We start from the raw sequence: 23179 nt of genomic DNA, 5'->3' as shown, positions 1-23179 counted from the left end.
GGCCCCTCGCCGCGCAAGGAGAATCGTGTCATGGCAGTGCGCGATACGGTGGCCGCCCGGACCGACGGCGTCTGGAAGGTCTTCGAGCAGGAAGCCGAATCTGTGCAGGCGGTCCGCGACGTCAGCCTGACGATAGAGCGTGGCGAGTTCACAGCGCTCGCGGGGCCGTCGGGCTCCGGCAAGACGACGCTGCTGAATCTGATCGGTGGACTGACCCGCCCCACGCAGGGACGGGTCTGGGTCGCCGGGCGCGAGGTAAGCCGCATGTCGAACCAGGAGCTGGCGCGGCTCCGGCTCGAGGAGGTTGGCTTCGTCTTCCAGGCCTATAACCTGCTCCCCGTGCTCACGGCGTTGGAGAATGCGGAATTCCCGATGCTCCTCCAGGGCGTGCACGCGGAGGAGCGTCAGGCGCGGGTCCGGGAACTCTTTGCGCGGACGGGAATGGAAGGGCTCGAAGACCGGCGGCCGGGCAAGCTGTCCGGCGGCCAGCAGCAGCGGGTCGCCGTCGTGCGTGCGGTGGCCAGCCGTCCGGCGCTGGTGCTCGCGGACGAGCCGACGGCGAACCTCGATTCGGTCACCAGCGAAGCGCTCCTCGATGTCATGGGCGAGCTGAATCGCGACCTCGGAGTGACCTTCGTCTTCGCCACCCACGACAGCCGCGTCATGGAGCGGTCTCGGCGTCTGGTCCGCATGGTCGACGGCACTGTGCGTGACGACGAGCGCCGATCCTAGCACTATCTCGATTCCTGCCGAACTGAACACCGCACCGATAATCGCTTGAGGCGCGAGCAATGGACATCCACGAGGCGATAGCAATCAGCCAGGAGCGACTGGCGGGCGAAGGCGCCACGATGCATGACCTGCTCGGGCACCTGCGAGACAGAATCTCTCCCGTTCTGATCGGGGAGCAGGAGTGGGAACACCTGCTGGCACGGGCGGGGACCCTGCCGATAACCATGGGTGCCCAGCCGTTCGGTTTCGAGCTGCCGTTGCACGACAGTCGGCCGCGGGCGGATTTCGGAGTCTCGCTGGCGAGCGGCAACCGGTCGGGGGCGTTTTTCGAAGAGAAGGCGCGACGCGATCCATCGGATCACACGGCAGCGGCGGTCCGTCGCCTGTTTCGCAGCATGGAGGCGGCGGACTCGCCCCTTCGCGCGATTGTCGGCCGCAAGTTGATGCTGGAATACGACATTGGGTCGGGCGGCGATGGCGATCCGCAGCCGGGGATGTTCCTGCGGCCCAACGAACGCATGATCTTCGGCGGCGCCGGGCAGCAGCACGACGTCGGCGTCGTGGTTGACGGACTCGTGGCCTGTCACGGCCTGGAACCGAGCGCCGCAGAGCGGAGCAACGCCGAGCGGGTGTACCTGACGCAACCGGAAGACACTCGCCTCGACTCGTTCGGCCTGTTTCCGTCACGCGCACGCACGATCCGCCTGGCGATCATGGGCTTTGCCGGGCAGCGGGATGTCCGTTCCTTCCTCGAGGGAATTGCCTGGCCCGGGAACATCGCGACCGTGGAGACGGTGCTTGCACGCTTCGGGGAGCGCACGCACGTCGTCAAGACCGGTGTGAACGTCGACGTGCAGGCGGATGGCATCGGTCCGACGCTCGGCCTGACGCCGATAGTCAAGCAGAGATATGCGGCTGCTTCCCGGGTCTGGATCGATGGCCTGACGGATTGGCAGCCGGTGCTGGAGGCCCTGCGCCACGAGGACCGTGTAGTGCCGGAGAAAGTCGCGGCGCTGGCCGGCTGGGTCTCGCAACCGACCATTCTGTTCGGCAGAACCGGGCGGTTCGTACTCTTGCGTGGAATTCACCACATTAAGCTGGTCATCGCCGGAGATCGGGTTGAACAGATCAAGGCCTATGTCTACATGGTGCTTTCGGGTGCCGTCGCTCCCTGATGTCAGGAGGTCGCCACGGTGAAGGAACTCGGCAGCACGTCGTGCAGAAAGATCGCAGTCATCGGGCGCGGCACTGCGGGCGCGCTCGCCGCCGCCAGCGTATCGCGGTTGCACCCGGAGCGCGATCATGAGCTGCACCACATCTACGATTCACGCATTCCGATCATCGGCGTGGGCGAAGGGAGTTGGCCCGGTCTGGTCCGCGACCTGAAGCAACTGTCGCAGTTGCCCCACGAGACGGTTCAGCAACGCCTGAACGGCACCCGCAAGTTCGGCAACCGCTTCGAGGGCTGGGGTCGACGCCGGCAGGACTTTACTCACTACTTCACGCCGCAACAGGTGGCCTATGCCTACCACCTGTCGGCCGACCTGATGGCGGACCTGTTATGCGCGAGCACGCAGGCCCGTCACATCGACGCGAAGGTGACCGCGATCAGGAGGGTGGACGGCGGCGCGCAGCTGGACTTCGAGGGCCGTGAGTCCGAGCGCTACGACCTGGTCTTCGATGCCCGCGGCTATCCACGGCAACTGGACCCGCAGGAGCACATCGACATCTCCTTCATCCCCACGAACTGCGCCGTCATTCGCCGCGGCCCCCCGGTCATCGAGGCGCCGCCGAACGCGCCCTTCCGGGAACCCACCTATACCCGAGCAGTGGCGCGTCCGCACGGGTGGGTGTTCGTCATTCCGCTGACCGTACACACATCCTACGGCTATGTCTTCAACAGGGACGTGTCCGATCTCGATGCAGTCGAGGCGGACTTCGACGAGCTGCTTGCGGATGAGGGTGTGTCGGATTTCGAGAAACGCGCCGTCATTCCGTTTCCCAATTTCGTCCACCGCCGGATCTACGACGGCGCGGTGGTCCGCGTCGGGAATGCCGCCGCCTTCATGGAGCCGCTCGAGGCGACCGCCATCAGGTTGGCGCAACTGCAGGTCGCGCTGGTTCTGCGCATGCGGTTCCACAGGCCGGCGGAATATGTGCAGGGCGACGCGCCCGTCATCAACCGCTCCCTGGTGACCGATGCGCTCGCAGCCGGCCTGTTCGTCGGTTGGCACTATTGCTCTGGTTCGAAGTACGACAGTGCGTTCTGGCGCCACGCCCGGGACCGCGTGTGGCCGAACTACCGCGAGGCCGCCGATCCCCTGCTCGTGGACTGTTCCGCCTTGAGCAAGTTCGACGAGATGATCGAACTGGTCGACGCGCAGATCCCCGATCCGGCGGATTGGGAGCGGCAGTGCGCGTTCTTTCCCGTGAGCAGCTTCGCGCAGATAGCTCACGGTCTGGGCGCGCCATTGGGGCGGAAGCGCGACTCCTAGCAGCCCGGCGGCCGACGCGGTCAGGCGCCCGGCGGGAGGGTATCGATCTCGACGGCGGCGCTCAGAAGTACCAACTCAGGGAAAGATACACGGACAGTCCCGCCGAGCCGTACTCGGAAGGCAGCGGACGGGCGGCCGTCGCGTCGTCGTCGCCCAGACCGAGGAACGCGCCCGTGGTCACCGCCACATCGTTGCCGGCCGAGTAGGCGACGTTCGTTCCCGTGGTTGCGCTCAGGTCGTTCAGGTTCCAGAGCACGAGACCGCTCAGGCCCCAGAGCGGATGCAGCTGGTAGGACGCCCGGACGACCGTCTCGTCCCGTCCGAGCACCTGATGTTCGCCGCGCAGGAATGTGGCCGATCCCAGCGTGGCCAGGTACTCGTCCGGTCCGTCCGCGCCCAGGCCGTCGCGCTGGTACTCGACCGCGAGCGTCAGATCCCTCCCGCCGACCTGAAGCTGCCGGTCGAGGCCGAGCGTGCCGCGAAAGACGAGCCGGTCCGGGAGTTGGCGCAGCACGGCCTCCCCTCGGACGGCCCAACCTCCTACCGATCCGGCCGCGCCCAGGGCCCCCGCCGGATCGCCGTACACGATCCCGCCCCATGCCGAGAGTTCCCAGTTCCGCGCCGTCGTGAGACCGCGTATCAGCGCAGTCACCACCTCCTCGCCCGCCGGCGACCGGGTCGGTCGCACGACCAGGTCGACCTCGCTCAGCGCGCCCGGAAAGAAACGGAGCCGGGCCGCGTCGACCCCGGCGCGGAACTCGCGGAACGGGTCGACGGGGTTGAAGGGCGTGAACGGGTCGCTCGGCGTGAGAAAGAGCGCGGTGCCCCACGACACCGCCTGCCGCCCCACGCTGATCTCGAGGCGTTCACTCTCCCACCCCACGTATAGGCGATCAAATCGGTGCTGCCAGGCGACGTGGTCCCGCTCCGACACCGTCCACTGGAGCCGGAGCCACTCGCCGCCGCCCGGCACCGCGCCGAGGTGGAACTCGGGCGCCTCGGCGTGGCGCCGGAACGTCAGCACATGCTCATAGGCGGTGCCGAATCCAAAGGCTCCCACTCCCGACTCGCCGAAGAGTCGTACCCGGTTGAACTCGCCCAACTGGCCGTCACGGGTCCCGGCGAGAGGCACGGCCTGGACGTAGCCGTTCAGCTGCATGGCCTGACCGGGCGAAGTGTCGCAGAGGGCCCAGAGCAGCACGACCGCCCAGACGGCCCCGGCGCGGAGCCCCACCGTCTCTAGAACCTCATCCTCCCTTCGTTGGCGCCCACGGTCACGCCGAGGCCGTGACCTGCTTCAGCGGTGGCGCCGAAGTCGGCACCGGGCACTCGGACGTGCTATATTTTACCCATTCCCCGCTCAATCCGAACGGGATTGTCCTTGCTCGATACCCGGTGAGGAGGCGATGCAGGGTCGTGTTCAATAATCCGTTCGACTCGTTTCACGATACCGTTGCCGAAGCAAAGCGGGAACGGGAACAACTCGACCGGCTGCTGACGATTTCCACGCCGCGGGAGCGCCTGCTCGTCGCCGCCGTCGCGCTGTGGTTGTTCATCTTCGTGACGTGGCTCTTCTTTGGCAACGTAGCCCGCAGCCTCGCGGTGGACGGCGTGCTGGTCGATCCCGGCACAAGTATGTCCGAAGCCGGCCGGTCCGTGCAGGCTCTCGTCTGGATCGAGAACGATGTCGTGCCGCAGATCAGGGCAGGGATGCCGGCGGTGATGGAGCTGAGTACGGCGGATGGAGAAGCGGGCACGCTGAGCGTCGAAGTCGCGGCAATTTCCGCCGTTCGCTTATCCGGGGTTCCCGCGGCCTTCGAGTCTGCGGTGCCGGTGTCCGTGCACCGCCTCGATATCGCGCTGGATGAGAGCCTCGACCTTGCTTCCATTGCGGGCAGGGAATGTCGGATCGTCATCGAGATCGGCACGCAATCTCCGATCGCATTCTTGCGGATCGGGCGATCATGATATGGCGTTGAGGGTAACCACGCCGATCCTGTTGCAGATGCACGCGTCGGAATGTGGCGCCGCCTGCCTCGGCAGCATCCTCGCCTACTTCGGACGCTGGGTTCCGCTGACGGAATTGCGGGAACGATGCGAGGTGAGTCGGGACGGGAGCAGTGCGGCGAGCATCGTGCGCGCCTCCAGGCACTACGGTCTCGAATGCAGTGGACTCAGCGTACGCACCGGTCAGCTGAAGAAGTTGCAGTTGCCTCTGATCGTATTCTGGCAATTCAGCCATTTCGTTGTCCTCGAGGGGTTCGACAGTCGCCACTTCTATCTCAATGATCCGTCCACGGGGCGGCGCAGGCTGTCGGCGGAAGAGTTCGACAGGGACTACAGCGGAATCGCGCTGCAATTCAAGCAGGGCTCCGGTTTCAAACCCGGCGGCGAACGGCCCGGATTGTTCACGCAGTTGGGCACCCTGCTCACCGGATCGCGGAGCGCGCTTGCCTGGATGATTGCCTGCAGCCTCATGTTGACGCTGCTGGCCTTTGTCGTCCCCGCATCTCTCAGCGTTTTCGTGGACGGTGTTCTGGAGAACGGGGGGCCCTGGGGCGGACTCGTGGCGGCCCTGCTCGGCGCCGGGGCCCTCGTATACATCCTGTCCCTGCTCAAGCACCGGTTCCTGAAGCGGTTCGCAGTCCGGATTTCGGTGATCGGCTACAGTCGAGGCGTGTCGCGGCTGCTGCGGTTGCCGTTGGAGTTTTTCGAACACCGTCTCGTAGGCGATCTGACGGATCGGGTCTCGTCCATCGACAGAATCTCGAGAAACCTGACGGAACAGTTTCTGATGCTCATAATCGACATGGGAATGAGCGCTGTACTGCTCATCGCCATGTTGGTCTACGATGTCCGGCTCACGCTGGTTGTGCTGTTTCTGGCTTTCTTGCACGGCGTGCTGGCACACTTTCTCAACGGGCCCAGGGCGGTTCGAAGCCAGGCGATGAGGCGTGAACAGGGACTGTTGATCGGCGTCGGCATGCAGATGATGAATCACGTCGACCATCTGCGCATGGCGGGATCGGACGACCGTTTCTTTTCGCGCTGGAGCGGCCATCAGGCGCGCGAACTGCATGCGCGCCGGCGCTATGCCGCACTGGGCTCCGTCAACACCGCGCTCCCGAGCATGATCGCCGCACTTCGCAGCGCGGCGGTCCTGGGCATCGGGGGAAGCCTGGTCATGGCCGGAGAGATGACCCTGGGCACGCTGGTCGGGTTCTATATCCTGGCCGAGATGTTTCTGGCGCCGGTTGGGCGTTTCCTGGAGTTCGCCGGGAAACGCCAGGCGCTCGAAACCGATCTGCAGCGACTCGAAGATATTTCAACAGCCGCGGAAGACCCCGCCCTCAGCCGCCGGAGTCCGCAGTCGGAGTCGATTCCCACCTTCAAGGGCCGGCTCCAGCTCACCGGCTCACTCGAGCTGCGCGACGTCAGCTTCGGCTTCAACAAGAGCCGGCCGGCTCTGATCAAGGACTTCAACCTCCTGATCAGGCCGGGGCAGCGGGTTGCCGTGGTCGGTCCCAGCGGTTCCGGCAAGTCGACCCTCGCGCGTCTGATTGCCGGTGTCCATCAGCCCTGGTCCGGCGAAATCCTGTTCGATGGCCATCTCCGGGATGAGATTCCCGAGGAGGTGCTGCGGCGGTCCATCTCCATGGTGGATCAGGAGGTCGTGCTCTTTTCCGCGTCCGTGCGCGACAACATCACTCTGTGGAACCCCGCCGTTCCGGATGAGGCCATCTTCGCGGCGACACGCGATGCCCAGATCCATGACGAAATCCTGTTTCGGCCGGACGGGTATTCGACCCGGGTCGAGGAAGGCGGCGTGAATTTCAGCGGCGGCCAGCGCCAGCGGCTGGAGATCGCCCGGGGGCTGCTGGGCAATCCGACGCTGCTCATTCTGGATGAGGCGACCAGCGCCCTCGATGCCGCGACGGAGGAATACGTCGATGACGCCCTGCGACGTCGCGGTGTCACCTGCCTGATCGTGGCGCACCGGCTGAGCACCGTGCGGGACTGCGACGAGATCATCGTGCTCGACAAGGGCGTCGAAGTGCAGCGCGGGACGCACGACGAGCTGATCGCGGATCAGGACGGCACGTACTACAAGCTGGTCAGGTCCGGCTGATGCGGGACACGAGGCCGGAGTACACGTCCATCGCGGAACTCGCCGCCCGCTCCGGCGAGTCCGTGCCCTGCGCCGGCAACCTGCCGGTGAAGCTCGACGACCCGTACACGGCCTGGTTCATCGACCAGGGCGCCGTCAATCTGTTCCTGGTCGAATTCAGGGACGGGGTGGAGCAGGCGGCGCCGCAGCACCTGCTGCGCCGCGAATCGGGCCAGCTGCTCCCGGGCGTCGCACCGGACGGACCACGCGATGAGGAAGACACCACGCTCAGCCTGATCGCCAAGGGATCGCCGGGCACCGTTCTGATACGCCTGCCGGCCTCCGTGCTGTCCGAGGCCGATCCGGCGGAGCTGGCGGAACAGACCGATACCTGGCTGACCGCGATCACGGACACACTCTCGCGTTTTGCGAGCCGCCTTCCGCGTCCGACTGCGCTGGCCACGCCTGGTCCGATGCGAACCCCGGCTCCCTGTACGCTGTCCGTACAGCGCGGCGTCGTATGGGTATCCGAACCGCCGCGCGGCACCAGCCTTTTCATGGACCTGGTCGACCAGGCGGAAATCGTCGAGGCGAGCGGCCCGCGCGAAGCGGTGATCCCGCTGACGCGGACAAGCTGGCTCATCCTGTCCGACGAGGCGACACTCTCGGGCAGGTCGACCGAGACACTGGCAAAGCAGGGCATCCTGCTCTCGGCGCTCGCAACCTTTCACGCGGTTGCCTTCGCCCTCGAGCGCCTGAACCGCCGACTGGCCGTGGTCGATGATGCGAACCTCGAGCGCGCGCGGACCACGAGCCGCCGCACGGTCGAGAGAGCTGCGCGGCAGCGGCTCTTCAACATCCATGATCTGCCGATTGACCGGGATGCCGGCGTCGAGGACACGTCGCTGGCGGACGCCCTGCACGCGATCGGACGCCGTGAAGGCATCGATTTCAAGATCCCGGAGCGCTCGGATCCCTCCGGTGATCCGGTCAGCCTTGTTGACGTTCTCGATGCGTCGGGCGTGCGCGGCCGGCGCGTGCGGTTCGGGGCCGAGGGCGCCTGGTGGCGCGGCGACAGCAACGCGATGCTGGCGTTCCGCGCCGAAGACGGCCAGCCCGTGGCGCTCCTGCCGGGCTGGCTGGGGCGCTACCGGGAATTCGATCCGGTCAGCAAGCGCAGCGTCCGGATGACGGCGGATCGTGCCGCTGCGCTGGCGGACGAGGCCTGGATGTTCTACCGGCCGCTGCCGGTGGGGAACGTGAAGCCGGCGGACCTGCTGAGGATCGCGCTGCGTGGATCGGCGGCGGATCTGGCGCGGCTGGTGATGGCCGGGCTTCCGGGCGGCCTGATCAAGCTCGTGCCGGCGCTCGCGCTCGGGTTCGTTGCGAACCGGACAGCGGCGGGCGGAGCCACCGGAGCCCTCTATGTCGTGGCCGTGGCGGTGGCGGGGTTCGGCCTGCTCGGCGCACTGCTGCACCTGCTTCAGAGCACGGTGATGATGCGGATCGAGGGTCGCTCGGTTTCACGGGTCGAAGCGGCCTTCTGGGACCGTCTCATGCGCCTTCCGTCAAGCGTTCTGCACGGCCGTCGGGCTGGCGATCTGGCTGTGTCGGGGATGACGTTCCAGCATCTTCGCGACGGGTTGCAGAGAGCCGCGGCCGACGGCCTGCTGTCGATCGTTTTTCTGCTTCCGGTGTTTGGCCTGATCTTCCTCTACGATGCCACGCTCGGGACCGTCGCCCTCGGCTTCAGCCTGGCTTCGCTCCTGGTCACCGTCGTCCTCGGGCTGCGCCAGATTCCGCCCCATGGGCGGCTGGTCCGCGCAGCGCGTCGCGTCTCCGGCCGGCTATTCCAGATCGTGGGCAGCATAGGCAAGCTGCGTGTGGAAAACGCGGAAGCGTCGGCTTTCGCCATCTGGGCACGGGACTACCGGGAGCAGAAACGCACGGAGCTCGAGCTGGGCGTGCTCGAGGGACATTCGCGGGCGTTTGGCGCCGCGCTCCCCTTTCTTTCCGCCGGGGTTCTGCTATTCGCGGCCGTAGCCGCGGGCGACGGGAACCTTCCGGTCGGCGATTTTCTCGTCGTCTACCTCGTCTTCACCGCCTTCCAATCCGCCATCGCCCGGCTCGGCGAGTCCTTTGGCGCGGTCGCCGCCATGCTCCCGGCGTTCGACCAGGTGCGCCCGCTCCTCGCCGCGGTGCCCGAGGCCGAGGTCGAAGGGGCGCCGGTCGAGTATCTGGGCGGCGATATCGTCTTCGACCGCGTTTCCTACCGGTACGATCCCGACGGCCCGTTGATCCTCGACGATGTCACGATTCGTGCCCGGCCCGGAGAATTCATCGCGATCGCGGGCGAGTCCGGGGCCGGCAAGAGCACCCTCTTCCGGTTGGCGCTTGGATTCGACCGGCCCACCGCCGGCTCGGTGTGCTACGACGGACGTGATCTGAGGAACCTGAACCTGAAACAGGTGCGCCGCAGAATTGGCGTGGTGCCGCAGTCCGTTGGACTCCATCCCCTGGATCTCTGGGACAATCTGGTCGGTCACCACGATGAGGTGGCGAGTGACGAGGTATGGACGGCGGCGCGAGTCGCCGACGTCGAAGAGGAGATCAGGGGCATGCCCATGGGCATGATGACCATGGTCGGCACGAGCGGGACTGTCCTGTCGGGCGGCGAGAGCCAGCGCGTTTCGATCGCCCGGTCGGTGATCGGCAACCCGCGAATCATGCTCTTCGACGAGGCGACCAACTGGCTGGATAACGAGAGCCAGGCCAAGGTCATGCGAAACCTCACCGCCCTGACCTCCACCCGGGTCGTCATCGCGCACCGCCTGTCCACGCTGGAACAGGCCGATCGCATCTACGTGCTGCAGGCCGGAAGAGTCGTACAGAGCGGCTCCTTCAACGAACTCATGGAGGCCGACGGGGTGTTCAGGGACCTGGTCAGGAGGCAGGTCGCCTGATCGATGAAAGGACCCGTGGACGCGGACGATCGCCTCGTATCAAGAGCTGCTGAAGACAGCGACTTTCGCGAGCGTCTTCTCCGGAAACCCAGGGAGACGATCGAGAGGGAATTCGGCGTGACGCTGGCCGAGGACCATGAGATTCACGTGCACGAAGAGACGTATTCCGCGACGCATGTGGTGCTCCCGCCGCAGAGCAAGCTCAGCGAGGCCGAACGAGAGGAGGCGAGGACCGGTGCGGCATCGCTCGAGTTTCTTCGAAGGACACTCCACGACCCCGCGCCGCCCCTTCGGTCCCCTGCACCGAAAGAAGAGGAGGCACGAAGCAGCGGGGCCACCTCCGAGGCGCTGGCCAGGGCGGCGAGGGAAGGGATCCGCCGCGGGCTTGCCTTCCTGGAATCCGTGATCGACGAGAATGGGGCCTGGCACTGCATCCGGTTCAATGTGGCCGACCCGGAGATTCCAAGGCATTTCGAGAGGCCTCCTTTCGTGTCGGCTCTCTGCGCGCTTGCCCTCGAGAGCTCCGATGAGCCGCAGGCCAGGGCGATATGCACCGCTACGAAGGCCTACCTCATCGACACCATCGAGTATCCCGGATTCTGGCGGTATTACCGTCACCTGCCCACGGATCTCGACAGTACCACACTCTGTTCCCTCGTCATCGGGACGCACCCCTGGATCTGGCTGGGGAGGAACGTTCCGGGGATGCTGGCGAACCGCGACGAGGAAGGCCGCTTCATGACCTGGGTGCTGGCGGAAGACGAACCCGACGTCGTGTCGCGCTTTCGTATCGAGGCCGACCCGGTCGTCAATGCGAATGTCCTCGCCTATCTGGGCGACCATCCGGGAACCAGGGATGCCCGGCGATGGTTGGAATCCCTGGTGACGGAGGGCAACCTCGAGGGCTCGTCGAAGTGGTATCCCGACACGGTCACGATCTACTACGCGATCACACGCGCGATGATCCGCGCGGAGCCCGCCCTCGATTCCCTGCGCTCGATACTCGCGGATCGCATCCTCGGCCTGCGTGACGAGAAGGGAGGATTCGGCAATGTCCTTCAGACCGCTCAGGCGGTGTCGGCGCTCTACAACATCGGAAGCCTCGAGAGCATCGACGCGAAGCGCGAGGTGGAGAGACTGGTGAGTTCGCAGCGCGGGGACGGCAGCTGGCCGGAGCTGCTCGCGTTCGGCGACCAGTCGTTGAAGTGGGGCGTGGTGGGGCAGATCGGGCATGGCTCCGAGGCCGTGACCTCCGCGTTTTGCATTGAGGCCCTGGAGCGTCTCGTCGAAGTGCTGGGGGCCTGAACGTGCCGGGCGATACGGTGCGGGAACCCTCGATGGCAGCGGGGGAGGACGCGCGTCCCCGGCACGCGATCCTGACCCGAACGACCCGTGCGGACCGGGGCATTGTCAAGCTTCCCGCGCTCACCCCGCACCTCCGCTTCCATGATATCGGCGAGGCGCAGGTGCTTCTCGTCTCCGAGTCGTTCAATACGCTGCTGCACGGGAGGCTGCACTGCGATCTGCTGCCGCTGCTCGATGGTCGGCACCGATGGGACGAGATTGTCGCAGCCCTCGAGGGCGCCCACGCGGCGACCGATGTTCTTGCGGCCATCGCCACGTTCGCGGCCAAGGGCTATGTGGTCTCCGCCGATCACGGCATGGACCGGCGTCAGGCAGCCTACTGGTCGTCGCTTGGCGCGTCGCCGCGCTGGGTCGAAGAGCGGCTGGCACAGTCGCGCGTCACAGTCAAAGGTGACGACGGCGGGCTCGCCCGGCATTTGGAGGCGAACGGCGCCAGGGTGGGGACCGGCGAGCCGAAGCTCACCGTTGTTGTCTGCGGCGACTATCTCGACGCACAGCTCGCGGAGATGAATCGGCGACAGCTCGAGGCGGGAGCTCCGTGGACGCTGGTGCGGCCGAGCGGCATGGAGCCGCTCTTCGGCCCCATCTTTCCGGCGGACAGACAGGGACCCTGCCGGGATTGCCTCGCGTATCGCCTGCGCAGCCACCGCGAAGTCCATGGTTTCCTGCGCAACGTCGCTGGCGAGGAAGCCGCCTTCAGGCCGTTCGCGGCTCAGCCCGCTGTGCTGGAGGCGATGTACGGGCTGATCGCGGCGGAGATCGTCAAATGGCTGGCGCTGGGTGAATCGGCCCCGATTCACGAACACGCGATCGCGATGAATGTCGCCACGTTCGGAAGCTCGCAGCATCGGGTCGTGCGTCGGCCGCAGTGTCTGGCCTGCGGCGACGAAGCCTTGTACCGGCCGGATCGAGCGCCCGTTCCGGTGTCTCTGAAGGCGAGCCCCAAGGCCCATCGCAACAGCGGCGGCGCGCGTGCCGTGGCGCCGGGAGCCACCCTGGCGAAGTACCGGCACCTGGTGAGCCCGATCAGCGGGGTCGTGAGCTGGCTGTCGCGCACCACCGATGAGGCCGACTCCTGGCTGCACGTTTACTGGGCCGGGAGCAATCTCGGCATGAGAAGCCGGAGCCTGAGTTCGCTCAGGCGCAGCCTGCGCAGCAAGAGCGCCGGCAAGGGCAGCACACGACAGCAGTCCAAAGTCAGCGCCCTCTGCGAGGCGGTCGAGCGCTATTCAGGCGCGCGTCATGGGGACGAGATCCGTATCCGCAAGCGATTCAGCGAGTTCGCCGGGAGAGAAGAAGCGATCCACCCCAACGACGTACAACTGTTCAGCGAGAGTCAGCTCGACGACGCGGGGAGCATCAACGCGAAAGGCCACCCCTACAACATCGTCCCGCCGCGTCTCGAGCCCGACGCCGAAATCGACTGGACGCCGGTTTGGTCGCTGACGCAGGAGCGGCACCGCTACCTGCCGACATCCATCCTCTACAGCATGCCGGCCGAGGAGCGAGGCCCCGCAGACCTGATCGCAGATTCGAACGGCTGCGCCGCGGGCAACACCCTGGAAGAGGCCATCCTGCAGGGCTTCTACGAACTGGCCGAGCGCGATGCGTTCGCCATCTGGTGGTACAACCGGTTGCGCGTGCCGGCAGTCGATCTCTCGAGCTTCGACGACGAGTACATCGCAGCGGCCGCGGACTACTACGGCCGCCACGAGCGGGATCTATGGATGCTCGACGTCACCTCCGATATCGGCATTCCCACCTTCGTTGCGCTCTCGCGCCGGCCGGACGCCGGGACCGAGGACATCATTTACGGTGCCGGGACCCACGCCGACCCGCGCATAGCCGCCCTGCGCGCGCTCTGCGAATTGAACCAGTGCCTCACCTGGGTGCCGCGTCCCGGGGCGGAGGACGGCCGGCCCAGGATCGATGATCCGCTGGCCCTCTGGTGGTGGAAGACGGCCCGGCTCGCCGACTGTTCGTGGCTGGCGCCGGCGCCGGACGAGCCGCCCCGCAAGGCTTCGCGGTATCCGGTGACCGAATCGGCGGACACGCGCGAAGATGTGGAGCATTGCCGCGCGCTCGTCGAGGCCGCGGGCATGGAGTTCCTTGTGCTGGATCAGACGCGGCCCGATATCGGCATGCCCGTGGCGCGGGTCATCGTGCCGGGCATGCGCCACTTTTGGGCAAGGCTCGCGCCCGGGCGGCTGTACGACGTGCCCGTCAGCATGGGCTGTCGCGAGTCCCCGCTCGTCGAAGCCGACCTGAATCCCGCGCCTGTGATCGCCTGAGGAGAAGAAAGGAACGGGCTCCGGAAGCGCCCCGGAGCCCGACGAAGTCACCGGCAGCTCGCCGGCCGCGGCGAGCTACCAGCAGCAGCAGAGGCCGGCCGAGATGGCTTCCATCTGCTCCTCGGTCATGTGCGGATCCGGCGGCAAGGCGAGATGCACCGTCTGCATGTCGCTCTCATGGACCTGGACGTTCATCGAATCGGGAATCGTAATGCCCAATTCGCCGCTGATCGCAGCCTTTGGATCCGCGAGAAGCTGTTGCCTGAACCCCGCGTCCACGGTGGACTTCTCAACAATTTGCGCAAGCATTTCATCGCCGCTTCTCATGGCAATTCTCCCTCGTTCCCTCGTTTTGCATAACGAACCACATCACCACTCTCACAGAATCGATGTCCATTTGGAAGGGTTAAGTCAAGCCTTTGCGGCTCCTTGCAGTTCGGCCTACCGGGCCGGGCCATGCGCAAGCGCGGCGATGTCGGTTGCAGCTCGGGACTCGGCCATCAGCACCTCGCGGGCCGCACTGTGTCCCGGAGCGTCTCGCAACGCCTCCGCGAACCGTTTCTCGATCTCGGCAGCGCCCGACACGAACACGCAGCGCGCCCGCGCGAGCGCCACAAGCTCGCGACCCGAACCGGGATTCCGGAGCTGTTCCTCGAACGCGGCGAGAGAATGGAGGCCGTCCAGCCCGCCGCGCGGGAGCGGCGCCAGCAGCAGATTGTTGCGCGACAGCGCACGCAGCGCCTTGCGGAAGCGGCGGCACAGCGCTTCGTAGTACCTGGCGGGTTCGCCGTCGTACACGAACCGGACATCAAGCTCCGTCCCCGGCAGCGCCGCTCCATCGGCCAGAGGCCCGAGAACCGCCACCGCCACCCCGCCGCTGGCATCCGGAACACCCCGATCGGCGAAGTCCTCCTCGACCGCTGCCAGTACGGTGGCGATGGAGGCTTCGGCGACGCGCGACAGCGCCGTGGTCGCCTCGCCCACGGACAGGCTGCCACGCATCGTGTGCACGGCGACCTGGAAGACCTTGCCGTTCGACCACTCCAGCGCCGCCTCCACCGCCTCTCCGGCGTCCTGCACGGGGATGTCGTCGAGCTGGGCCCTCATCTCGGAGAGGCTCAGTTCGTGCGTCCAGTACAGGCGCGCCAACCCGCACCGGGCGATCGCTTCCGATTCGGAATCCGACAGGAATCCCTCCGGCAGCTCCAGATCCGTGAATTCCCGCTCCCGCAGCGTGTCGAGCAGGGCCGGTGAACGGTTTATCCAATCGGCGAGACCGGGGGCGGCGGCATGAATCTCCGCGATCACGTCGAACGCGTCGGGACGCGCCGCGAACGCCCGGCTGTCGTAGGCGCTCCAGTCCTCGATTTCGGGATAGAACTGGGCGCGCTGACGATCGACCAGGGGATCCATCGTCTCGAACCACCGCCCGGGGAAGAGGGCCAGACCATTCATCTGAGCGTAGCTGCCCGGCAACTGCGGCGAGTCCGACTCGCCGTGATGCTGCAGGAGCGGGTAGCGCCGGTTGGACGTGTGGTGGTCGGCGTGGCGCTGCATGTTGTAGTACAGCCAGTTGGTGAACTTGTAGGCCGCGCTCCAGGCGTGCCTCGGTTTCACCGGCTCGAACCTGCCGCTGGGCATGCGGATGCGCCGCAGTGCGTAGTGCTGCACGTAGTTGCTGATCTTCATCGAGAAGACCACGCTGCCGCACAGGACAAGGTAGAGCAGCAAGGCCCAAGGGCCGCCCCACAGGAAGATCAGCCCGTACCAGAAGACGATCTGCACGGCGTAGCGCCAGAACGCGTTCGTGTAGTGCCACAACGGCAGGTGACGGCGCGTCAACCGGCGGCGTTCGAACCGCCAGGCGCCCACCAGGTTGCTCGCCACCTCCGTGGGCAGGTATTGCCAGAAGCTCAGGCCCTTCGGCGCGGATCCGGGGTCGAGCGGCGTACACACGCGGGGGTGATGAATGTAGACGTGCTCGGTCGCATAGTGCGGGTAGGAAACGGAGGCCAGCAGGAACTCGCCCAGCCGGCGTTCCCACACGGCGCGCCGATGAACGAGTTCGTGCCCTACGATGAAGACCGTCTGCGCGACGAGCGTCAGGATGGCGGCCGTGACCCCGATTTCCCAGAGCGAGAGGTCGCCGACGACCAGCACCTGCCAGAGCGCGAACACGAACGTCACCGGCCAGAGCGCCGCCCACAGCCATAGCGAGAGCTTGTACAGGAACAACTGGCTCTCGCCGGTCGTGGCCGGATCCATGTTGCGCTCCTCCAGGCCCAGGAGCCGGTCGAACCGGTCCGCGAGCATGAAGAAGGCGAACGGACCCGCAAGCCACCAGCCGCCGTACATGACGGCAGCGAACACGAGCGGGAACATGAGAAGCGGAACGAAGTGCGGGAGCGCGTTCGCAACGGAGGGCTCGACGACCCGCCCGCCCGCAGCTATCGAGGCGCCGGAACTATGTGCTTCCATCCTGGATATCCTCTACCACGGTGACTCGTTGCGCGGAGTCCTGGCGCGGTGCGCGCCCCCATAAAATCTAGCATCGGGGGTGGTCGACGCCAGCAACGAGGCGAATCACGGGACCAGGACGGGCTGGCGTTTTCTGAGCAGGAACAGGCCCTCGTTCCAGCTCGACACTGCGATCACGCCGCTCTCGAAGTACGGGTAGTTGCTCCAGGTCCCGCCGAAGGCGGTCGCATCGTCGTCCGTCGGCACCGTGTCGAAGAAGGCCACCTCGACCGGGTTCTCGGGGTCGCTCACGTCGAGGATGCGGAGTCCGCCCAGCAGGTTGGACTGGTAGAGGAAGTCGCCGCGCACGTACTGGTTGTGGTCGATCGAGCGCGTCTCCGCGAAGTACTCCGTCGCCAGCACCGGGTCTTCGAGTTCGGCCACATCCCACACGAGGGTCCGCGTATTCGCGACCGTGCCCCCTTCCTCGTCGAGTTCGTCGCCGAGGAAGAAGTAGCGGTGGTCCTCCGTGAGCCATCCCTGGTGGGCGGCGACGGCGCCTGGATAGCCGGCGCTCGCGAGCGCGACGGGATTCTCCTTGTCCGTGATATCGGAGATCCCGAGCGCGTCGATCGAGGCGTGGAAGCAGATCTCCCGGCCGACGTAGTCCTCGTCGGGTCCGCCGTAGATCACGCACTGTGCGTCGTGCGTGTAGCCGCCGCCGAGGAAGCCGCCGATGTCAGGGTCCGCGAAGCACCCGGCGAAGCGGGGGTTCGCGGGATCCCGGATGTCGATCATGTGGAGTCCGCCGCCGCATGCCTCCCCGCCGCCGCTGCTGCCGACGGCGTGCGCGAAGCCGGTCTCCTCGTTGATCACGATGTTGTGGGAGCTGAAGACGCCGTCGTAGTGGGCCGTCTCCTCGAACATCACGGGCGGGTCGCGAACGTCCCGGAGCTGCGTGAGGTCGAAGATCTGGACGCCGTGCGCGCCGGCGTTGTCCGCCACGATGAAGGCGTGGTCGGCGTAGGTCTTGATGTCGCGCCACAGGTTTTCGACGCCCCCTTCGGTGAGCGGGAGCTCGCCCACGTAGACCGGAGCGTTGGCGTCCGTGATGTCGACGAAGGACGTGCCGTTGGACTTGCCGAGGAGGACGTATTCGCGGCCGGTCCCAGAGTCGGTCCAGCCCCAGATGTCGTTCGCGATCGACGTGGGGCCGGCGCCGAGGTCGGCGAGCGGGAGGAAGGCGACGAGATCCACGTCGGTGCAGGCGTAATCGAGCGCGGTTCCGTCCTGGCAGCTCACCGTCTCGCCCGAGACGGCGGTCATGTTCGGTCGCTCCGGGTCGCGCAGCGTGGACGACAGTTCCCACGGAGCGGAGAGGGAAGCCCGTTCGAGTACCGCGGCCGCGCCGAGGCGAAGGTCGGCCTGCCCCGCCCCGACCACGGCGAGGTTGCCGCCCGCGCCGAGGCTGGACCCGAACGCTCCGCCCGGGCCGAACGGAGACTCGTCGAGGGCCTGTACGGGTTGGAAGGAGGCGGCGTCGAAGGTGTATACGGCGCCGGCGGCCGACGCGGTGGCGGGGGCGCCGATCCACGCGGTTCCGTCCGCGATCGTGAGGGCGGCCCCGAAGCCGACGGCATCCGATCCTGCCGGTGGCGTCAGGATCCGGGCCGGAATCGGGGCGCCTTCCGGGTCGAACACGGCCACCGCGCCCGCGCCGCCCCGGCCGGGCACGCCGACGAACAGCTTCGTCCCATCAAACGCGAGCGCCGCGCCCAGCCGATCGCCCGGAACGCCACCTTCGAGCATGAAGGATCCGATGTGCCGCCATTCGCCGGCCGAACGCACATAGGAGTGCACCACACCTCGATTCCCATCCGTGCCGGGAGCGCCCGCGAATAGACGATCCCCAGCCACCTCCAGGGCGGCGCCGAACCGGTCGGCGCCCTCGGGTTCCGGTGCCTGCAGGCGTTCCGCCATCGACCAGACGCCGTCCACTCCGATGGAGTAGATGTAGACGCTGCCCGGCTGCGGGGCCGCGGGCTGGCCGAAGCGGGGCAGGTCGCCGAGTCCGCCGGGAGCGCCGATAAACGCGGCGTCGGCGCTGATGGCGACCGCGCTGCCCGCGCCGGCGCGCGGCTCGGTCGCGGGATCCAGCGTGGCGCGCTCGACCCAGTTCCCTTCCCGTCGCTCGAACAGGTATGCACGGCCGCGCATTTCCGCCGCCCCGGGGGCGCCGACGAGCAGCCGCTCCCCGGCCCACGCGACGCCGGTACCGAACTGGTCGCCCACTTCGCCCGTCCCGGCCCGGAGGGTCTCGGCCACGGCCCAGGCGGCATCGCCTCCGCGCCGAAAGACGTACACGGCGCCCGCTTCCGGATAGGTCGGAAGCCGGATCTCGGCTCCGTTGCGCGAGACGAGGATGTCCTCCCCCACGAGCGCGATGGAGGCCGCGAACCCGGAAGCGGGCAGAACCGCAGCCTCCGCCGCTGCCGTCGACGGGAGCGTCTGGGCCGCGACGGCGCCGGGGGTGGCCAGCAGGACAGGGATCAGGAGCGGGAAGATTCCGGCACGCATCATCACCTCCGACAGATACCGTCTACGTCCATCGTTCACGGAACACGGTCGCACGGCCGCTTCGGTGCGTCAGCCCGCGCGGGCGCGCGCCAGCGGGTTCACGCCGGCCAGCGCCGCCCCGACGAAGGGAAGCGCCAGCACCCAGAGCTTCAGGCCGAGCGGCCCGGCGCCGTCGGCAGCGATGCCGCCGAGGGCGAGCAGCGCCAGTCCGGCGCAGGCCACCGTCCCGCCCGCCGCGAGCAGCCAGCCCGGACGGGACCGCCCGCCACCCGCGCCGCGCTCGAGCCGGCCGAAGGCGAGCGCGCACGGCACGAGAGCCACTGCGTATACGGCGAGCCAGAGCGGCCGGACCGCCCACCAGCCTCCGGAGGCGGGGTCGACGTCGAGCCCCACGCCTCCCAGGAGGAGCGCCGCGCCGATGACCAGCGTCGCGGCGGTCAGGTGCCACAGGAAGATCGTCATGATCATCCCGTTCACGAGCACCGTCGCCGTCCACGGCACCGCGCGGTCGAGCCAGCGCCGCATGGGGCCCTCGATCGAAAGGAGGAGCCCGGTGTGCACGAGCGCCAGCGCCAGCATGGGCAGCTTGGGCGGCAACGAGTTGCTGATCTCGTCGCCGGGCACGCTGACCATGCTGACCGGGTACGGCCCGAGCGTCACCATCCCGATCAGCGCGGCACCGCCCAGCGCGGCCCACGCCGCGCCTCTTCGCAGGCCCGCCGCGTATCCGTCGCGCCAGGCGTACCCCAACTGGTGGACGGCGACCCAGATGAAGGCGTAGTTGGCCCAGCCCACGACGGTCAGGTCGGCGGCGAGGAAGAGGACGTCGTCCACGACCGCCGCGGCGACGAGCACCCAGAACGACCACAGCCCGTAGCGCCGCCAGGCCGCGTACGTCAGCGGCACGATGAGCACGACCATGACGTAGACGGCGAGGAACCAGATGGGGATCAGCGCCATCTGCGACAGGTCGCCGACGAGCCCCGCGTCGACCCCTCCCAGTCCCATGCCGACGCCGAGCAGCACCCACACCGCGAGCAGTGCCAGGACCGGACCGAGCAGGCGCCGGAGCCGCGTCTCCAGCCACTCCGCGTAACTCTTCCCCCGGTCGCTGGCCGACCGCCATGACACGCCGTTCGAGTAGCCGCCGACGAGGAAGAAGATCGGCATCACCTGAAAGACCCACGTGAGCCAACGCGTCCACGACTGGTGTTCGAGCGCGCTCGAGAGCGCGATGTCCCCGCCTCCCGTGTACGGCGCCGTCTGGATCCAGTGGCCGACGACCACGGCCCCGATCGACAGGGCGCGCAGGAAGTCCACGTACCGGTTGCGCGACTCCGGCGTCCGGGCCGCCACGGCCGCCGCCCGCGACCACAGGCCGCTCAAGCCGCGCCCTCCGCGCCCGGATCGACGCTGCGCCTCACGGCAGGCCCAGCGCGACGTACTCGGCCGGATGCTCGCTCCCTCCGACGGCGACCACGATGTACTGCTTCCCCTCGTGCAGGTACGTCATGGGCCCGCCCGTCGTCCCCGACGGGAGTTCCGTCTCCCACATCACCTCGCCCGTCCCCTTGTCGTAGGCCCGGAAGGTCGTCCCCCAGTGCGTGTCCGGCGTCCCGATCACGGCGTCGCTTCCCTCGCCGATGAAGAGCAGCGACCCCGTAACGAGCGGCGCCGGCCGGTTCGCGTTCCCCAGCGGGGGAAGGTCCAGACCCTCGAGGAGCGGATGGTCGTTGGGACCGTCCCCGTTGGCCGCCATCCAGAGGTGCTCGCCCCGGTTCATGTCGATCGCGGTGATCCGTCCCCACGGCGGCTTCACCAGCGGCAGGCCCTCGATCTCGGCCCGCGGCCACCCGCCCTGCGTCCCGAACTCCATCTCCTCCGGTTCCTCGTTCTCCGCCAGACTCCAGACGTTCGGGAGCGTGTGCGACACCGCGTAGTAGACGCCCGTCTCGGGATCGAAGGCGCCGGTATTCCAGTTCCCCGCCCCCCACGCGCCCGGGATGACGTACGTCCCGATCTTTCCCTCCACCGACCCCCGCTCCATGGGCGGCGTGAACAGCGGCCCCATGACGAGGGAATCGGCGAGCGCGAGCGCCCGCTCGCGGATCTCCGGCGTGAAGTCGATGACGTCTTCCGGGGTGACCCCTTGGCGGTCGAAGGCCGGCGGCCTGCTCGGGATCGGCTGCGTCGGCGAGGTCGCCTCGCCGGGCACGGTGGATTGCGGGACCTCCACCTCCTCGATCGGCCACACGGGCTCCCCGGTCCGCCGGTCGAAGGTGTAGAGGAAGGCCGTCTTGCTCGCCTGCATCACCGCGTCGATCGCCCGCCCGTCCACGTGGATCCGGCCCAGCACGGGCGGGCCCACCGTGTCGTATTCCCAGATGTCGTGGTGCACCATCTGGAAGTGCCACACCCGCTCGCCCGTCGCCGCGTCGAGCGCGACGAGGCTGTTCGAGAACAGGTTGTCGCCGGGCCGGTGCCCCCCGTAGTAGGCGGAGGTCGGCGCCGAGAGCGGCACGTAGACGTAGCCGAGTTCATCATCCGCGCTCAGGCAGCACCAGGAGCCGAGGTCGCCGGACTCCGCGAGCGACTCGCCCCATGTGTCCGCCCCAAACTCCCCTTCCTCCGGAATCACGTGGAACGTCCACAGGAGACGGCCCGTGCGGGCGTCGAAGCCGCGGATGTCCTCCCGCACGCTCCCCCGCCACTCCGTGCCGGAATCCCCCGCCCCGTCCACCGTCCCCGCCAAGACAATGACGTCCCCGACGACGATCGGCCCGGAACTCCAGCCGTACCGTCCCCCGGCCGGAAGCTGCAGGTCCACCCGTCCGCCGTCTCCGAAGGACGCGACGGGCTCCCCGGTCCGGGCGTCGAGCGCGTGCATGGAAGGGCCGCGCACCGAGATGATCCGTCCGGCGGAGTCGCCGTCGCTGGCGTCGCCACCGGTGTCTCCGTCCGCAGCGCCCGGGCTGGAGCCCCGCCAGTAGGCCACGCCGCGGAAACTCCGGCCGCGCACATCCTCCTCCGACTCCGGCCGCTGGATCCAGCGGGTTTCCCCGGTCGCGGGATCGAAAGCCTCGACGAGACCGACGCCATTGGGCGCGTACAGCGTCCCGTCGACAAGGACGGGCGTCCCGCGCAGATAGCCCCCGTAATCGAGGTCCGGGTACTCGGCCGTCAGCTCCGGGCCGACGGCAGGACGCCGCCACAGGACCTGCACCGCCCCCACGTTCTCGCGGTCGATCTGCGTAAGGGGGGAGTACCGGTTGAAGGAGTTCTGCCCGCCGTAGTACGTCCACTCATCGCTCGGCGGAGGCAGCCTGTCGGCTCCACCGTCCGCGCAGGCCGAGACTGCGAGCGCTACGAACACGCCAAGTCTCCGCCGCCTGGTTCGCATGGGCTCCTCCGTCCTTGCCGTGTTGATCCGGCGTTGTCGGCCAACCGGTATCCTGTTCCACACAAGATCGTTCGAGAACTTGCTGCGCGGGAGGGGTAACTGGTTTGGTCCAGCTTGCGAGATTATGGTACAGGATACGTGTACCAGTAATACAGAACGGGATGAGGGAGTCGAAGATGATCCGCGAGACGACCTACACCGGGGCCCGCAAGAACCTCGCTGCCCTGATGGACCAGGTGACCGACACGCATGAGCCGGTGCTGATTCGGCGCCGCGGCAAGGAACCGGTCGCCTTGATCGCGGCCGAAGACCTCAGCTCGTGGATGGAAACGGCATATCTGCTCCGCTCGCCCAGGAACGCCGAGAGGCTGCGGGAGGCCATGGCCCAGGACGAGAGCGGGCAGGTAGAAGTCATTGATGTCGACGAGCTAGCCAAACGGCTCGGCCTTGAAGACGGATGAGAACCCGCGGCAGTGGGATGCCGCCTTCACGTTGCGGTGCTTGAAGGATCTCGAACACTGGACGCGGCAGAACCCCAGGCAGGCCGCTCGTGTGCTCAAGCTGATTCGAGCCACCCTGAGGGATCCGTTCGACGGCGTGGGTAAGCCCGAACGGCTGCGGGGCGAACTCGGCGGACGATGGTCCCGCCGAATCGACAACGAACACCGCCTGACCTACCGCGTTACGGCTGGCCAGGTCCGCTTCCTCACCGCTCGCCACCACTACTGAGCCGCGCTCTGCGGGAGGGGTCGCGTGAGCACGACGCGCGACGCCCCCATAGTCTTCCTGAA

Annotated in this window: 16 protein-coding genes; 10 read left to right on the top strand and 6 right to left on the bottom strand. The window is 67.4% G+C overall.

What is annotated here, in order from left to right; all coding sequences use genetic code 11:
* The first annotated feature begins 30 nt into the window (after positions 1-30).
* From ACQY5G_RS07475 to ACQY5G_RS07465, 3 genes are read left to right on the top strand one after another with little or no spacing between them, the layout of a single operon-like run.
* Entirely contained in the window at positions 31-732 is a 702-nt protein-coding gene (locus tag ACQY5G_RS07475) for an ABC transporter ATP-binding protein (protein WP_420614782.1), read from the top strand.
* Between the two features lie 59 nt (positions 733-791).
* Positions 792-1907 carry a hypothetical protein gene (locus tag ACQY5G_RS07470; protein ID WP_428278467.1) on the top strand — a complete coding sequence of 372 codons (1116 nt, stop codon included), beginning with the start codon at positions 792-794 and terminating at the stop codon, positions 1905-1907.
* An 18-nt stretch (positions 1908-1925) separates the two neighbouring features.
* Positions 1926-3227, top strand: a complete 1302-nt coding sequence (locus ACQY5G_RS07465) for a tryptophan 7-halogenase (protein ID WP_428278465.1) — start codon at positions 1926-1928, stop codon at positions 3225-3227.
* Positions 3228-3288: 61 nt separating this feature from the next.
* Here the strand turns inward: ACQY5G_RS07465 and ACQY5G_RS07460 are convergent, their stop codons facing one another.
* Positions 3289-4461, bottom strand: a complete 1173-nt coding sequence (locus ACQY5G_RS07460; protein WP_428278463.1) for a hypothetical protein — start codon at positions 4459-4461, stop codon at positions 3289-3291.
* A 182-nt stretch (positions 4462-4643) separates the two neighbouring features.
* Here ACQY5G_RS07460 and ACQY5G_RS07455 point away from each other — a divergent pair, with 182 nt between their 5' ends.
* From ACQY5G_RS07455 to ACQY5G_RS07435, 5 genes are read left to right on the top strand one after another with little or no spacing between them, the layout of a single operon-like run.
* Positions 4644-5195, top strand: coding sequence for a hypothetical protein (locus ACQY5G_RS07455; RefSeq protein ID WP_428278461.1), 552 nt, complete (start codon positions 4644-4646; stop codon positions 5193-5195).
* Position 5196: 1 nt separating this feature from the next.
* The gene (locus ACQY5G_RS07450) at positions 5197-7356 is read left to right on the top strand and encodes a cysteine peptidase family C39 domain-containing protein (RefSeq protein ID WP_428278459.1); all 2160 of its coding nucleotides are present in this window, start codon (positions 5197-5199) and stop codon (positions 7354-7356) included.
* Positions 7356-10298 carry an ATP-binding cassette domain-containing protein gene (locus ACQY5G_RS07445; RefSeq protein ID WP_428278457.1) on the top strand — a complete coding sequence of 981 codons (2943 nt, stop codon included), beginning with the start codon at positions 7356-7358 and terminating at the stop codon, positions 10296-10298. The genes ACQY5G_RS07450 and ACQY5G_RS07445 overlap by 1 nt, the downstream gene beginning before the upstream one ends.
* Before the next feature lie 3 nt (positions 10299-10301).
* Positions 10302-11603 carry a hypothetical protein gene (locus tag ACQY5G_RS07440; RefSeq protein ID WP_428278455.1) on the top strand — a complete coding sequence of 434 codons (1302 nt, stop codon included), beginning with the start codon at positions 10302-10304 and terminating at the stop codon, positions 11601-11603.
* 32 nt (positions 11604-11635) lie between these two features.
* A complete protein-coding gene (locus tag ACQY5G_RS07435) occupies positions 11636-13954 on the top strand; it encodes a TOMM precursor leader peptide-binding protein (RefSeq protein ID WP_428278453.1) in 2319 nt (772 codons plus the stop codon).
* 75 nt (positions 13955-14029) lie between these two features.
* Here ACQY5G_RS07435 and ACQY5G_RS07430 read toward each other — a convergent pair whose 3' ends face one another.
* From ACQY5G_RS07430 to ACQY5G_RS07410, 5 genes are all read right to left on the bottom strand, one after another.
* Positions 14030-14281 (bottom strand): NHLP leader peptide family RiPP precursor, encoded by a 252-nt coding sequence (locus ACQY5G_RS07430; protein ID WP_428278451.1) that lies wholly within the window; start codon positions 14279-14281, stop codon positions 14030-14032.
* Between the two features lie 114 nt (positions 14282-14395).
* Entirely contained in the window at positions 14396-16432 is a 2037-nt protein-coding gene (locus tag ACQY5G_RS07425) for a fatty acid desaturase (RefSeq protein ID WP_428278449.1), read from the bottom strand.
* A 105-nt stretch (positions 16433-16537) separates the two neighbouring features.
* Complete coding sequence (locus ACQY5G_RS07420) at positions 16538-18991, bottom strand: choice-of-anchor B family protein (protein ID WP_428278447.1); 2454 nt, start codon at positions 18989-18991, stop codon at positions 16538-16540.
* A gap of 66 nt (positions 18992-19057) precedes the next feature.
* A complete protein-coding gene (locus tag ACQY5G_RS07415; protein ID WP_428278445.1) occupies positions 19058-20374 on the bottom strand; it encodes an acyltransferase family protein in 1317 nt (438 codons plus the stop codon).
* A gap of 34 nt (positions 20375-20408) precedes the next feature.
* Complete coding sequence (locus ACQY5G_RS07410; RefSeq protein WP_428278443.1) at positions 20409-22388, bottom strand: PQQ-binding-like beta-propeller repeat protein; 1980 nt, start codon at positions 22386-22388, stop codon at positions 20409-20411.
* A gap of 176 nt (positions 22389-22564) precedes the next feature.
* Between ACQY5G_RS07410 and ACQY5G_RS07405 the strand changes: the two genes are divergently transcribed.
* Complete coding sequence (locus ACQY5G_RS07405) at positions 22565-22849, top strand: type II toxin-antitoxin system Phd/YefM family antitoxin (protein WP_428278441.1); 285 nt, start codon at positions 22565-22567, stop codon at positions 22847-22849.
* A gap of 31 nt (positions 22850-22880) precedes the next feature.
* A complete protein-coding gene (locus tag ACQY5G_RS07400; RefSeq protein WP_428278439.1) occupies positions 22881-23117 on the top strand; it encodes a Txe/YoeB family addiction module toxin in 237 nt (78 codons plus the stop codon).
* Positions 23118-23179: the final 62 nt, after the last annotated feature.

Source organism: Candidatus Palauibacter sp. (assembly GCF_965261555.1).
GTDB lineage: Bacteria > Gemmatimonadota > Gemmatimonadetes > Palauibacterales > Palauibacteraceae > Palauibacter.
The sequence above is the reverse complement of the archived record's forward strand: the minus strand, read 5'-3'. Positions and strand labels throughout refer to the sequence as shown.

Coding starts and splice junctions, on each gene's coding strand:
- ACQY5G_RS07475 (WP_420614782.1), top strand. CDS start 31: ATGGCAGTGCGCGATACGGTGGCCGCCCGGACCGACGGCGTCTGGAAG.
- ACQY5G_RS07470 (WP_428278467.1), top strand. CDS start 792: ATGGACATCCACGAGGCGATAGCAATCAGCCAGGAGCGACTGGCGGGC.
- ACQY5G_RS07450 (WP_428278459.1), top strand. CDS start 5,197: ATGGCGTTGAGGGTAACCACGCCGATCCTGTTGCAGATGCACGCGTCG.
- ACQY5G_RS07445 (WP_428278457.1), top strand. CDS start 7,356: ATGCGGGACACGAGGCCGGAGTACACGTCCATCGCGGAACTCGCCGCC.
- ACQY5G_RS07440 (WP_428278455.1), top strand. CDS start 10,302: ATGAAAGGACCCGTGGACGCGGACGATCGCCTCGTATCAAGAGCTGCT.
- ACQY5G_RS07435 (WP_428278453.1), top strand. CDS start 11,636: ATGGCAGCGGGGGAGGACGCGCGTCCCCGGCACGCGATCCTGACCCGA.
- ACQY5G_RS07430 (WP_428278451.1), bottom strand. CDS start 14,281: ATGAGAAGCGGCGATGAAATGCTTGCGCAAATTGTTGAGAAGTCCACC.
- ACQY5G_RS07425 (WP_428278449.1), bottom strand. CDS start 16,432: ATGGAAGCACATAGTTCCGGCGCCTCGATAGCTGCGGGCGGGCGGGTC.
- ACQY5G_RS07420 (WP_428278447.1), bottom strand. CDS start 18,991: ATGATGCGTGCCGGAATCTTCCCGCTCCTGATCCCTGTCCTGCTGGCC.
- ACQY5G_RS07410 (WP_428278443.1), bottom strand. CDS start 22,388: ATGCGAACCAGGCGGCGGAGACTTGGCGTGTTCGTAGCGCTCGCAGTC.
- ACQY5G_RS07405 (WP_428278441.1), top strand. CDS start 22,565: ATGATCCGCGAGACGACCTACACCGGGGCCCGCAAGAACCTCGCTGCC.